11 protein-coding genes are annotated in these 13,840 nt (G+C 44.7%); 3 read left to right on the top strand and 8 right to left on the bottom strand.

Annotated elements, in window-relative coordinates; all coding sequences use genetic code 11:
* Window positions 1-6: 6 nt before the first annotated feature.
* The 8 genes from queA to miaB form a co-directional block, all read right to left on the bottom strand.
* Window positions 7-1,062 (bottom strand): tRNA preQ1(34) S-adenosylmethionine ribosyltransferase-isomerase QueA, encoded by a 1,056-nt coding sequence (gene queA, locus ACZM60_RS00800; RefSeq protein WP_340319827.1) that lies wholly within the window; start codon window positions 1,060-1,062, stop codon window positions 7-9.
* 16 nt (window positions 1,063-1,078) lie between these two features.
* On the bottom strand, window positions 1,079-1,783 hold the full coding sequence (gene truB / locus ACZM60_RS00795; RefSeq protein WP_021970277.1) for a tRNA pseudouridine(55) synthase TruB: 705 nt from the start codon (window positions 1,781-1,783) through the stop codon (window positions 1,079-1,081).
* Between the two features lie 16 nt (window positions 1,784-1,799).
* Window positions 1,800-2,597 carry an undecaprenyl-diphosphate phosphatase gene (locus ACZM60_RS00790; protein WP_340319829.1) on the bottom strand — a complete coding sequence of 266 codons (798 nt, stop codon included), beginning with the start codon at window positions 2,595-2,597 and terminating at the stop codon, window positions 1,800-1,802.
* Window positions 2,594-2,848 carry a DUF3098 domain-containing protein gene (locus tag ACZM60_RS00785; protein ID WP_021970275.1) on the bottom strand — a complete coding sequence of 85 codons (255 nt, stop codon included), beginning with the start codon at window positions 2,846-2,848 and terminating at the stop codon, window positions 2,594-2,596. The genes ACZM60_RS00790 and ACZM60_RS00785 overlap by 4 nt, the downstream gene beginning before the upstream one ends.
* 39 nt (window positions 2,849-2,887) lie before the next feature.
* Window positions 2,888-3,757, bottom strand: coding sequence for a cell division protein FtsX (locus ACZM60_RS00780; protein ID WP_340319830.1), 870 nt, complete (start codon window positions 3,755-3,757; stop codon window positions 2,888-2,890).
* Between the two features lie 4 nt (window positions 3,758-3,761).
* Complete coding sequence (locus tag ACZM60_RS00775; protein ID WP_489520551.1) at window positions 3,762-4,658, bottom strand: class I SAM-dependent methyltransferase; 897 nt, start codon at window positions 4,656-4,658, stop codon at window positions 3,762-3,764.
* Window positions 4,659-4,870: 212 nt separating this feature from the next.
* Complete coding sequence (locus tag ACZM60_RS00770; protein ID WP_489520550.1) at window positions 4,871-6,877, bottom strand: protein-disulfide reductase DsbD family protein; 2,007 nt, start codon at window positions 6,875-6,877, stop codon at window positions 4,871-4,873.
* A 47-nt stretch (window positions 6,878-6,924) separates the two neighbouring features.
* On the bottom strand, window positions 6,925-8,298 hold the full coding sequence (gene miaB / locus ACZM60_RS00765) for a tRNA (N6-isopentenyl adenosine(37)-C2)-methylthiotransferase MiaB (RefSeq protein WP_489520549.1): 1,374 nt from the start codon (window positions 8,296-8,298) through the stop codon (window positions 6,925-6,927).
* Window positions 8,299-8,416: 118 nt separating this feature from the next.
* On the opposite strand from miaB, the gene ACZM60_RS00760 reads away from it, so the two are divergent.
* From ACZM60_RS00760 to leuS, 3 genes are all read left to right on the top strand, one after another.
* On the top strand, window positions 8,417-8,794 hold the full coding sequence (locus ACZM60_RS00760) for a hypothetical protein (protein WP_489520548.1): 378 nt from the start codon (window positions 8,417-8,419) through the stop codon (window positions 8,792-8,794).
* 50 nt (window positions 8,795-8,844) lie between these two features.
* Window positions 8,845-10,341, top strand: coding sequence for a butyryl-CoA:acetate CoA transferase (locus ACZM60_RS00755; protein WP_021970269.1), 1,497 nt, complete (start codon window positions 8,845-8,847; stop codon window positions 10,339-10,341).
* Window positions 10,342-11,005: 664 nt separating this feature from the next.
* Window positions 11,006-13,840: a leucine--tRNA ligase gene (gene leuS, locus ACZM60_RS00750; RefSeq protein WP_021970268.1), complete on the top strand. Its 2,835-nt coding sequence runs from the start codon at window positions 11,006-11,008 to the stop codon at window positions 13,838-13,840.

Below are 13,840 nucleotides of genomic sequence, written 5' to 3'. Positions count from 1 at the left end.
GTACGTTTATTTATCCAAAATCAGCATTGCGTCGCCATATGTACCGAAGCGATATCCCTCTTTCAATGCGATGTTGTATGCATCCATAATCAGCTCGTAGCCACCATACGAGCAAACCAGCATCAGCATGGTAGACAATGGCATATGGAAGTTGCTGACCATTGCGTCTGCCAGCGAGAATTCATATGGCGGGAAAATAAACTTATTGGTCCATCCCTCAAACTCTTTCAGTCGTCCGTCGGTACCTACAGCTGTTTCAATGGCACGCATTACACTTGTGCCTACAGCGCATACCTTGTTGCCACGGTCCTTTGCATCGTTTACGATACGGCAAGCCTCAGACTCTACAAACATCTGTTCCGAATCCATTTTATGTTTAGTCAGATCTTCCACGTCAATATCGCGGAAGCCTCCCAATCCACAATGCATTGTAATGAAAGAGAATTCAATGCCTTTGATTTCCATACGCTTCATCAGCTCACGGCTAAAGTGCAATCCAGCAGCTGGAACGGTTACTGCTCCTTCATTCTTGGCAAATATTGTCTGGAAGCGTTCTTCATCTTCCGGTTCTGCCGGACGGTGAATAAATGGAGGCAACGGTGGTTCACCGAGTGCATACAGAGCCTTTTTGAATTCGTCATGCGGTCCGTCGTACAAGAAACGCAGTGTACGTCCGCGTGAAGTTGTATTATCGATAACTTCCGCTACCATCGAATCATCATCTCCGAAGTACAATTTGTTTCCGATACGTATTTTACGAGCCGGATCTACCAGAACATCCCACAGGCGCAGTTCCTCATTCAGCTCACGCAACAAGAACACTTCAATACGTGCTCCGGTTTTTTCTTTATTACCATATAAACGTGCAGGAAATACCTTTGTATCATTAAAGATAAATACGTCCTTGTCATCAAAATAATTCAAGATATCCTTGAATATCACATGTTCTATCTGTCCGGTAGCCTTGTGAACCACCATCAGTCGCGACTCATCTCTGTACTTTGCAGGATGTAATGCAATTTTCTCTTCCGGCAATTTAAATTTAAATTGTGACAGTTTCATCTTAATTATCCTTTCCTTAATCGTTTGTAATTTCTATATCTTGTTGGTCGAGCCATGTTTCAAAGTTCTCTACCTGCATACAGTCTTCCAGTTTAACCTCTCCTACCCGGGTTCGTATCAGACCGATCAGATGTGCTCCGCTTCCCAGTGCTTCACCGATGTCGCGTGCCAGAGCACGGATATATGTTCCCTTGCTGCATACCACCCGTATTTTTATTACCGGCAAGTCACATTCCAGCAGCTCAATTTCGTCGATCACTAATGTTTTAGGCTTAAGTTCCACCTCATTCCCTTTTCGGGCAAGGTCGTAAGCTCTTTTTCCGTCCACCTTACAAGCCGAGAAAGCTGGTGGTATCTGTTCGATTGTCCCTACGAAATTTTTCAGCGTGTCTTCCACCAACTGTCGAGTGATATGCTCCGTAGGATAAGTTGCGTCAATCTCTTTTTCCAGGTCGTACGACGGTGTTGTCGCCCCTAACTTCAGTGTTGCAATATACTCCTTCGTATGATACTGGAACTCCTCGATTCGTTTGGTGGCCTTTCCCGTACAGACAATCATTACTCCGGTTGCCAAAGGGTCAAGGGTTCCCGCATGTCCCACCTTAATCTTTTTTACTCCCAGTTTACGGCTGATATGGTATCTCACCTTATTCACAAGCGCGAACGATGTCCATCGTAGCGGCTTGTCAAAGTATAACACTTCTCCTTCTTTAAAGTTCATCCGTTTGTTTTTATCGTTACAAGCTGGCAATGATGGTTATAATACCCACGATGGCACAATATACGCCAAACCAGATCAGCTTACCTTTCTTCACAATATTAATCATCCATTTACAAGCGACGCATCCAGAAATGAAAGCCGCCAGAAAGCCCACAACCAGCGAGGTTGTACTGATGCTGGCAGTAGCGACCGAAGCATCCTTCATAATCTTCATTCCATCCAGCAACGCTTCTCCCAAAATAGGTGGTATCACCATTAAAAACGAGAATTGTGCCAGCGTTTCTTTCTTATTTCCTAAAATCAGTCCTGTAGCAATCGTACTACCCGAGCGCGACAATCCGGGCATTACAGCACAAGCCTGAGCCAGTCCGATGATAAACGCATCCTTCATACTGATGCGTTCCTTCTGTCTTGGTTTTGCGTAATACGAGAAAGCCAGCAGTACAGCTGTCAGCAAGAGCATGCAGCCTACAATCAGCAGTCCTGAGCCGAAAATATCCTCTACATAATCCTTAAAGAACACCCCAACAATACCTATAGGAATCATTGAAATAATGATGTTCAGTACATATTTCGTTTCCTCATTCAACTGCCATTTAAACAATCCGCGGAATATCCAGTCGATTTCTTTCCATAAAATAACCAACGTACTCAACACCGTAGCCACATGCACTACGATTGTAAATGTCAGATTTTCCTCTCCTTCAATACCGAACAGTGCCGATCCGATAGCCAGATGTCCACTACTACTCACAGGTAAGTATTCCGTCAGTCCCTGCAGAATTCCCAAAATTAATGCTTCTATCCAGCTCATTCCGCTACATTATTATCATTATCCTGCGTACTCTTTGGTTTTCGCAGTATACCATAAATCATAAAAATAAATCCCAGGAAGCAAACCACCGGAGCCACTTTGATACGTCGTACACTGAAAATATCAGGCTCAAATGTTGTTTCTGTCGAGCCAGGGCCCGACATCAGCAGGAAACCGATGATAATCACCACCATACCTGCTGCCAGCAGGATGAAGTTCGTCTTATCAAAGGCAAAATTCTTTTTGTCCATGTTACTATGAAATATTGATTAGTTAGTATCTATTTCTTTTTATATATAGTATAACTCGCTCACCTTCATTCGGAGATACTTGTTGATTGAGATAAGTGCACATGCAGAAGTAATTATCACTCCGAAAACGAACACCGATCCCATAACCGTAATCATCACCTCAGGAGTAACAACAGCGAGTAAATCCGGTTCATATTTTACCAGCATGTAAGCCAGTCCTATCAGAATTGCATCCGCCATTGTTGCAGCCAGTATTCCGATCCATACATTCCGAATTAAGAACGGCCGTCGGATAAACGACCAGCTTGCCCCCACCAGTTTCATGGTATGAATGATAAACCGTTTGGAGTAAACTGCCAGTCGAATTGTATTATTAATCAATGCAAACGAGATCAAAGTCAGCAGTGCAGCCAGTCCCAACAGTACGATACTGATTTTCCGGATATTGCTGTTTACAGCATCCAGCAAGTCTTGCGGGTAATTGATTTCTATAACCTGCTTATTCGATTGAATCTCATCCTTTATCCATGCGATACTGTCCGAATTAGCATAATCAGCATTCAATTTGATTTCGATAGAAGCCGTAAACGGATTATGTCCTAAGAACTCCGCGGGATCCGTCCCCATAGCCTCCGTCTGCTCTTTCAAAGCCTGAGCTTTCGAAATATAAGTAGTCTGTTTCACATAAGGTTCCTTGTTCAGTTGCTTTTGGAAATGCAAGATATCCGGCTCCTTCATATCGTCACTCACCAATACCGAGAACGCAATATTTTCGCGGACATATACAGAAAGATTGTTGGCAGCCATTACAAAGAAGACCACTATCCCCAGCAGGAGCAGCACCAGCATCGTACTGATGCTCGACGTTATAAACTGCATATCAAAGAAAGACCCTGATTTTCTGCTCATAACCTTATTTTTTTCTGAATACATAAATCATGGAACTGCTTCGTTCCTTTTTTACCAGCGAAGCAAACCACGCTTCTGTTCCCGTAACCATCCCTTTCAAGAAAGACATACGGCTTCCCCGATATTTTTCCGAAAGCATTGAAACATAAAACGCATCAAATGGCATCGGATGCCGTTCGGTTAAGATAAATCCGAACTTTGCCCCGAATTGTTGCATAGCCGATGGTGTAAAATGCCACAAATGACGTGGTACATCATATGCTGCCCATACCTCTTTGTAATGTTGGGCATCGAACGAACAAGGATTAGGCACTGCAACTACCAGTACTCCCTTTTCCTTCAGTATTTCAGAGAGTCGTTGCCATGTACCGTTAATATCTTGCAGGTGTTCCATGACGTGCCACAACGTGACCACATCGAAAGCACCCTTTCCATAAGTAGCCAATACCTCAGGAGCACCTACTTCCAGTCCGAAGTGTTCCCGTGCAAATGCCCGTGCCTGCGGACTTTTCTCGATAGCCGAAACTTTCCAGCCTCGTTTTTGCATATATCGGCTGAAATATCCAGTACCCGTACCGATGTCGAGTAGTTCACCGTTTCGAGTTCCACAAATCCGTTCTATCAGTGCCGCTTTTCTTCCCAGCATATATCCGCGTACATAATGGTACAGGCGGTTTGCCAGTCCCTTACGCGTATCCGTATGTGAAATGTAATCCGGCGACTCGTAATACCGGCCTATTACACTTTCATCGGGTACATGCTGTGTAAACAGAAAGCCACACGCCGTACAGCGGTAAATAGTAAATTTTTCACCGGTCGCATAATGATCTGTGCAAGTCAGCACCTCTTCGAAATGCTTTTTTCCGCAGAGGGGACATGTATCTATATTGAGTATATTCACTTTATTCCCTAATTTGCTGCAAAATAACAAATAAATCGGGTATAAAGACTCTTTTGTTAAGGTTCTTTAAGAGTATATAAAGTAAGCATCTGATTTACTTTATCTGTAACTTTTTATTTGTGGAATTATAAGTTGGAAATTAAAAAAGCTCCCGGATACTTTTATTTATTAGTTTCCGGAAGCTTTTCCAATTTGTATTCTATCGAAGAATATTATTTCTTGTAGTTCTTCAGACCAGTCTGGAGGAAGTCTACGTACTTGGCGATGTCTTCATCGTACGAATATGACTTGTTCAGAGGCATACCTTCGTTGTCGAGCAATACGTAGAACGGCTGTGCATTGGCTCCAAATTTAGAGCGTTGTAGATAGCTCCATTTGTCGCCTATCGTGCGCAAGGTGCGTTCTGTTCCATTTTCTGTAACCTTTATCGGTTCCGGAAGTTTGGCCTTTTCGTCGACGTACAATGTAATAAGTACATAATCGTCGTTCAGCAATTGACTTACTTTCGGATCGGTCCATACGGCAAGTTCCATCTTACGGCAATTTACGCAACCATATCCGGTAAAGTCGATCATGACTGGTTTATTGTTCTGACGAGCATATTCCATACCCGCATCAAAGTCGGTGAATTTAGCATGTACTTCGTTCTTATATAAATTGAAGTCCTGAGTCTGCATGGGAGGTGCGAAAGCACTGACAGCTTTCAAAGGTGCTCCCCAAAGTCCTGGAATCATATATACGGCAAAAGCCAGTGAGATCAGTGCCAGGAAGAAACGTCCCACCCCTACTTTATTGTTATCATCATCGTGCGGGAACTTGATTTTGCCCAGCAGATACATACCTAATAAAGCAAAGATTACAATCCAGAGTGCCAGGAACGTTTCACGGTCGAGCAATCTCCAACCGTATGCCAGGTCGGCAACCGACAAGAATTTCAATGCGAATGCCAGTTCCAGGAATCCCAGTACTACTTTGATGACGTTCATCCAGCCTCCAGATTTAGGCATAGACTTCAGCCATGACGGGAACATTGCAAAGAGGGTGAACGGTAAAGCCAGTGCGATAGCGAAGCCCAACATACCGATAGCCGGAGCAACTACGCTACCTGTAGTAGAAACTTCTACCAACAAGAAGCCGATGATAGGACCAGTACAAGAGAAAGATACCAACGACAAGGTAAATGCCATAAGGAAGATGCTAAGCAAACCTGTTGTTGCTTCTGCCTTGCTGTCGACGGCATTGCTCCACTTAGACGGTAAGGTAATTTCGAATGCGCCGAAGAAAGAAGCAGCGAAAACAACCAGCATCAGGAAGAACAAGATGTTGAAGATGGCATTGGTAGACAATGCATTAAGTGCGCTCGCTCCAAAAATCAATGTAATGGCAAGTCCCAGTGCTACGTAGATAACTACGATAGAGGCACCATAAGTCCATGCATCGCGAATACCTTTTTTCTTATCCTTTGTACGTTTCAGGAAGAAGCTGACAGTCATCGGGATAATAGGCCATACACAAGGAGTAAACAAGGCGAGAAGACCTCCTACCAGTCCGGTAAAGAAAATGTAAATCCAGGAATGTGATTCCTGCTCTTCATTACTTCCATAGCTGGAAAGTTCTTTGATAACCGGTTTCCAGTAATCTGTAGCGTCCTGCAAAGTTTGCGGAGCAGCTACTGTGGCAGAATCGGCTGTCTCGACTGGCTGGTCGGTTGCAGTCTCTTCCGCTGCTTTTGCATCGGCAGATGTTGTCGAAGCGGCTCCGGCAGCAGTTCCTTTATATGAAAAATCTACGCTGGTAGGCGGCAAGCAGTTTTGGTCGTTGCATGCGCCATATTCCAGATAACCAGTCACCAGATAATTACCTCCAGTCAGTTTGACCTTCTGCGAGAACTTAGCTGTACCTTCGAAGAATTTCACTTCCATATCGAAGATAGGGTCCATTTGTTTGATTTCTTTTCCTACCGGAGTAAGTTTACCAACTAATTCAGCACCTTCTATCTTGTCGATGTTGAAAGTTGCGGAAGTAGGACCGCCTTCTTGCAGGTCGGTAGAATAAACATGCCAGCCCTGGTCCATTGTACCAGTAAAAATAATTTCTGCTTCATTGGCCGAAAGATTTTTCCATTCGGTCTTGAATCGTACCGGATCTTGCATCTGGGCGAACATGGGCAAACAGATTAACGCCATGAGCAGCCAACTGAGCGTGATTCTTCTTTTCATCGTTTCTTTTCGATTTTTTTGATTGTAAAATATGAAATTTGTTTTTGTTATTCAGTAACTTCGATACCTTTCAGTGTCGCAGAACTCGATTCGGTGATACGTACGCGTACAAAATCGCCGATGCGGTGTGTACCCCGGTCGAATACCACTACCTTATTTTGTTCAGTTCGTCCGAACAGTTGTTCTTTCGAGCGCTTGGACACCCCTTCTACCAGTACTTCGAAGGTTTTGCCTACATCGCGGGCATTGCTTTCGGCCGACAACTGATTCTGTAGCTCTATCATTTCATTCAGACGGCGTATCTTGACTTCTTCGGGTACGTCGTCGGGCAAATGTTTGGAGGCATAAGTTCCCGGACGCTCAGAGTACTTAAACATAAAAGCAGAGTCGTATGCACATTCACGCATCAGTGAGAGGCTCATCTGATGATCTTCTTCCGTTTCAGAATGAAAACCGGAGAAAATATCCGTACTCAGTCCACAGTCGGGTATGATACGGCGGATTGCCTCTACCCTTTCCAGATACCATTCGCGCGTATATTTACGGTTCATCAGTTTCAGAATACGTGAACTTCCGCTCTGTACCGGCAAATGTATGTGCTTGCATACGTTAGGTACATCGGCTATGACGTGCAGTGTTTCGTCGCTCATGTCTTTGGGATGTGAAGTAGTAAAGCGTACACGCATTTCGGGTACAGCCTCGGCAACGATACGTAGCAGCATCGGGAATGTTACCACCTCTCCTTCCCGTTCGAAACGGTACGAGTTTACATTCTGACCCAACAGAGTCACTTCCTTATAACCCTTGCATTGCAAATCGTGCACTTCGTTTAAGATACTTTCCACATCACGGCTTCGTTCACGTCCGCGAGTGTAAGGCACGATACAGTAATGGCAGAAATTGTTACATCCGCGCATGATAGATACAAAGCCGAAAATGTGATTTCCACAGATTCGTGACGGGATGACATCGCGATAAGTCTCTGTTGTTGACAGTTCTACGTTGATAGCCTTCTCTCCTGCTTCGACGGCACCAATCAAGTCGGGCAAGGTCAGGTAAGCATCCGGTCCCGCTACCAGATCGACATGATGGTTTTCGATCAGGTCGTTTTTTACGCGTTCAGCCATACACCCCAATACACCTACGATAAGATGCTTGCGTTTTTTCTTCAGCGAGTGGAAAAATTCCAGACGGTTCAGGATTTTCTGTTCTGCGTTGTCACGGATAGAACAAGTGTTCATAAATACAGCATCAGCTTCGTCCAGGCTCTCGCATGGCGCATATCCTGCCATCTGCATGATAGATGCGATGACTTCGCTGTCTGCCACATTCATCTGACAACCGTAAGTTTCAATAAACAGTTTTTTGGTTTCCAGTTCGGTTGCGGATTTAAAGTCCGCTCCCGTAGCTTCTTTTGTCATAATGGTATGTTATTATTTAATAAATTCATTTGCAAAGATATGAGTTTCTTCCCTAAAATCCATGAATGTGTTATATTTATTAGTATCTTTGAGCAAATCCTTAACATTTTGGTAGACTATGGACGATGTGGTAAGCATACTTGTTGTAGTAGCGGCTATTGCCTTGGCCGCCTGTCAGAATTATGCCAAGAAGAAAAAGACGAAAAATACTGTTTCCCGCAGGAAAACGGCAAAGCCGATTCCAGTTGTCGGGAAGAAGGAAGAAATAGTACCGGATAAAGGTAGTGACTCCGTAGCCCAATATGTTGATAACAAGAAAAATAGAAAGGTTAAAGGAGAAAGTAAAAAGAGGCGGGAAGTAGCTGTCGAACCGCAGAAAAAGCCATCGCCTCGTATTGCCCAGCCGGCAGTGTCGGAAAAAAATATCCGTTTGAGTACACCGGAAGAAGCACGGCGTGCATTCATTTATTCTGAAATCTTTAACCGTAAATATTAACCGGAAACAATGTAAGTTTAATACTAACAATTATAAAAACACCTAATACCATGAATTATAACTTTATGACCGCAGCCGAAGCTGCCAGCCTGATAAAAGATGGAGAGATTATCGCCCTGAGCGGGTTTACACCAGCAGGAAGTCCGAAAGCCGTAACGGCAGAGCTTGCCAGGCAGGCAGAAGAGAAACACGCCAGGGGAGAACACTTTCAGATTGGGATCATTACTGGAGCTTCTACGGGAGATTCTTGCGACGGGGTGCTGACGCGTGCTCATGCTATTCATTTTCGTGCACCATATACTACCAATGCAGACTTCCGAAAGGCTGTAAATGCCGGCGAAATCAATTATACAGATATACATTTGTCGCAAGTGGCACAGCGTTTGCGTTCCGGATTTTTGGGACATGTTACTACTGCGATAATCGAGGCGTGTGAAATTACAGCCGACGGACGGATTTATCTGACGGCAGGGGTAGGTATTTCGCCAACCATTGCTCGCCTGGCCGACCGTGTGATTGTAGAATTGAATGCAGCTCACAGTAAAAGTTTGATAGGGGTGCATGACTTGTACGAAATGGAGCGTCCTCCATATCGTCGTCCGATTCCTATCGTCCGTCCCAGCGACCGGATCGGATTGCCTTATATTCAGGTGAATCCGGAAAAGATTGTCGGGGTGGTAGAAGTGAATCTTCCGGATGAGGCACGTGGTTTCCACGATCCGGATCCCGTAACGGATAAGATCGGGCAGAATGTTGCCGATTTTCTGGCTGCGGACATGCGTCGGGGAATTATCCCGTCTACCTTCCTGCCATTGCAGTCGGGGGTAGGAAACATTGCCAATGCGGTACTCAGCGCACTGGGTAAGGACCCCAGTATTCCGCCGTTTGAGATGTATACGGAGGTCATTCAGAACTCTGTCATCAAGTTGATAAAAGAGGGTAGAATCAAGTTTGGTAGTACTTGTTCGCTCAGTGTGACAAACGATTGTCTGCAAGATATTTACGATAATATGGATTTCTTCCGTCATAAGCTGGTGCTTCGTCCTTCGGAGATCTCCAACTGTCCGGAGGTAGTTCGCCGTATCGGAGTTATTTCAATGAATACGGCTATCGAAGCTGATATTTATGGTAATGTCAATTCTACGCATATCTGTGGAACAAAGATGATGAATGGTATCGGTGGTTCGGGCGACTTTACCCGCAGTGCTTACATCTCTATCTTCTCTTGTCCGTCGACAGCGAAGGGAGGATGTATCAGTTCTATTGTGCCGATGGTATCGCATCTGGATCACAGCGAGCATTCGGTCAATGTGATTATTACCGAACAGGGTATTGCCGACCTGAGAGGAAAGAGTCCGATGGAGCGTGCACAGGCTGTTATCGAGAATTGTGCTCATCCGGATTACAAGCAGTTGTTGTGGGATTATCTGAAGATTTCTACAAAAGGGCAGACTTGTCACAGTTTGTCGGCTGCGCTGGGTATGCATCAGGTATTCATCAAGCAGGGTGACATGCGCCTGACTAACTGGGCTGATTTCGAAAAGTAATTTCCTGATTTATCAGATAGGGTAATTCCCCTTTGCACTTTATGGAAAATAAAGGCGCAGAGGGGAATTTTCTTTTGGGGAGGTAGTTGCTGTAACCTGTCGTCAGAAGTTGTCCGGAACATCTTCGGGTGTAGCCGGATTTGTCTGCATGTTTTTTTATTTTTTGTACAAAAAATTTTTGTTTTTGTACAAAAACTTCAGGGTTTCTGGCGAGCTGTTTCTATAAGCGTGGGCAAGTCATCGGATGAACTTCCTCGCAAGTGTGTGAAAGGAGGGGAGTGCATCGTTTTTTATATGTTGATATGTTTGTTGAAAGCTCTGTTGACAGTTCCTTTTTCAATCGGCTTATTAACATTGGTTTTCTGTTGACAATTAATATATTAACTGCTATTTGAACAGTTGTTCATAGACTGTTTATAACACCTGTAAGTTTCGTTGAAAACCTGGTGACGTTTCAGTGAAAACGTGCCGATGTTTTGCTGCATTTCCGGGCGGAAAAAATACAGCTTGTGCCGACATCCAGAAAGGGGTGAGAGATAATAGGCTGCAAGGTAATGGATTGATTGATATTTGTTAGCGGAAAAAACGGGTTTATTCCCGAAGTCTTACTATCTTTGCACGATATTGCGGAAAATAGTAAAAAATCAAATATACAATCACCACTATGGAATATAATTTCAGAGAGATCGAGAAAAAATGGCAGCAGAAGTGGGTGGATAACAAAACCTACAAGGTTGTCGAAGATGAATCGAAGAAGAAGTTCTATGTACTGAACATGTTCCCTTATCCGTCGGGAGCAGGACTTCACGTTGGTCACCCGTTGGGATATATTGCCAGCGATATTTATGCTCGTTACAAACGCTTGCAGGGCTATAATGTATTGAACCCGATGGGGTACGATGCTTACGGCTTGCCTGCCGAACAATATGCAATTCAGACCGGCCAGCATCCGGCTATCACTACTGTAAATAACATCAACCGCTACCGTCAGCAGTTGGACAAGATTGGTTTTTCGTTCGACTGGGACCGCGAGGTACGTACTTGTGATCCGGGATATTACCACTGGACTCAGTGGGCTTTCCAGAAAATGTTCAACAGTTACTACTGCAATGCTTGTGGAAAAGCTGAACCTATCAGTGAACTGATCAAGCATTTCGAGGAAAAAGGAACAGAAGGGCTGGATGTAGCTTGCAGTGAAGAACTGAGCTTTACAGCAGAAGAATGGAAAGCCAAGAGCGAAAAGGAACAGCAGGAAGTACTGATGAACTACCGTATTGCTTATCTGGGTGAAACGATGGTGAACTGGTGTCCGCAACTGGGTACCGTACTTGCCAACGATGAAGTAGTGGATGGTGTATCAGAACGAGGAGGTTATCCAGTTGTCCAGAAGAAGATGCGCCAGTGGTGTCTGCGCGTTTCGGCTTATGCTCAGCGTCTGCTCGACGGACTGGAGACAGTAGACTGGACCGATTCGCTGAAAGAAACTCAACGTAACTGGATCGGCCGTTCGGAAGGTACGGAAGTTCGTTTCAAGGTAAAAGACAGCGATCTGGAATTTACCATCTTTACGACTCGTGCCGATACTATGTTTGGTGTAACATTCATGGTTCTGGCTCCTGAAAGTGAGCTTGTTCCGCTGCTGACAACCGAAGGCCAGAAAGCAGAAGTGGAAGCCTATCTGGATCGTACAAAGAAACGTACCGAACGTGAACGTATCGCCGACCGTCGTGTAACAGGCGTGTTCAGTGGTTCGTATGCCGTAAATCCGTTTACAGGAGAGGCTGTTCCGGTATGGATCAGCGATTACGTATTGGCTGGTTACGGTACGGGAGCTATCATGGCCGTTCCGGCTCACGACAGTCGTGACTATGCTTTTGCAAAACACTTCAACTTGCCTATCATTCCGCTGGTAGAAGGTTGCGATGTATCAGAAGAAAGTTTCGATGCCAAGGAAGGTATCGTATGTAATTCGCCGAAAGCTGGAGTTACTCCTTATTGCGATTTGAACCTGAACGGACTGACTATCAAGGAAGCCATTGCCGCTACCAAGAAATATGTGAAGGAACATCAGTTGGGCCGTGTGAAAGTGAACTATCGTTTGCGTGATGCGATTTTCTCCCGCCAGCGTTACTGGGGTGAACCGTTCCCGGTTTATTACAAAGACGGTGTGCCTTACATGATAGACGAAAGCAAGTTGCCGCTGGAACTTCCTGAAGTAGACAAATTCCTACCTACCGAAACAGGTGAGCCTCCATTGGGACATGCTACCAAGTGGGCGTGGGATGTAACCAAAGGTGAAGTGGTAGAGAATACAAAAATAGACAACGTAACTGTTTTCCCGCTGGAACTGAATACTATGCCGGGATTTGCAGGTTCATCGGCTTACTATTTGCGTTATATGGATCCGCACAATGATCAGGCATTGGTTTCTGAAAAAGCCGATCGTTACTGGCAGAATGTGGACTTGTACGTAGGTGGTACGGAACATGCTACCGGACACTTGATTTATTCTCGCTTCTGGAACAAGTTCCTGTTCGACCTGGGTGTGAGCATCAAGGAAGAGCCTTTCCAGAAACTTGTCAATCAGGGTATGATTCAAGGCCGAAGCAACTTTGTTTACCGTATCAAGGATACCAATACATTTGTTTCACTGGGCTTGAAAGACCAGTACGAAGTGACTCCGCTTCATGTCGATGTGAATATTGTATCGAACGATGTGCTGGATGTAGAAGCCTTCAAGAACTGGCGTCCTGAATACAATAACGCAGAGTTTATTCTGGAAGATGGCAAGTACATCTGCGGCTGGGCTGTAGAAAAGATGAGTAAATCGATGTACAACGTAGTGAACCCGGATATGATTGTCGAGAAGTATGGTGCCGATACACTGCGTATGTACGAAATGTTCCTCGGACCGGTAGAACAGTCTAAGCCGTGGGATACAAACGGTATCGACGGTGTTCACCGTTTCTTGAAGAAACTCTGGAACTTGTTCTACGACCGTCAGGGCAATTTCATGCCGGCAGAAGGAGAACCTACCAAGGAAGAGCTGAAAGCAATTCATAAGCTGATCAAGAAGGTGACTGGTGATATTGAAACCTTCTCTTACAATACGTCTATCAGTGCCTTTATGATTTGTGTAAACGAACTGACTTCGCTGAAATGCCGTAACAAGGCTGTGATGAGTGATCTGGTAGTGTTGATTGCTCCATTTGCTCCACATCTGGCAGAAGAATTGTGGGAAGCTTTGGGCAATACAACTTCGGTTTGTGATGCACAGTGGCCGATATTCAATGAAGAGTATCTGAAAGAAGATAGTGTGAAATATACGATTTCTTTCAACGGAAAAGCTCGCTTTACAATGGAATTCCCTGCCGATGCAGACAATGAAACGATTCAGGCAGCCGTAATGAGCGATGAACAGTCGCAGAAGTGGATTGAAGGCAAAACTCCGAAGAAGGTTATTATCGTGCCGAAGAAGATTGTAAACATCGTACTTTAA

The sequence above is a fragment of the Phocaeicola sp. genome (genome assembly GCF_057861905.1).
This window is presented reverse-complemented; position numbering and strand designations above follow the sequence as displayed.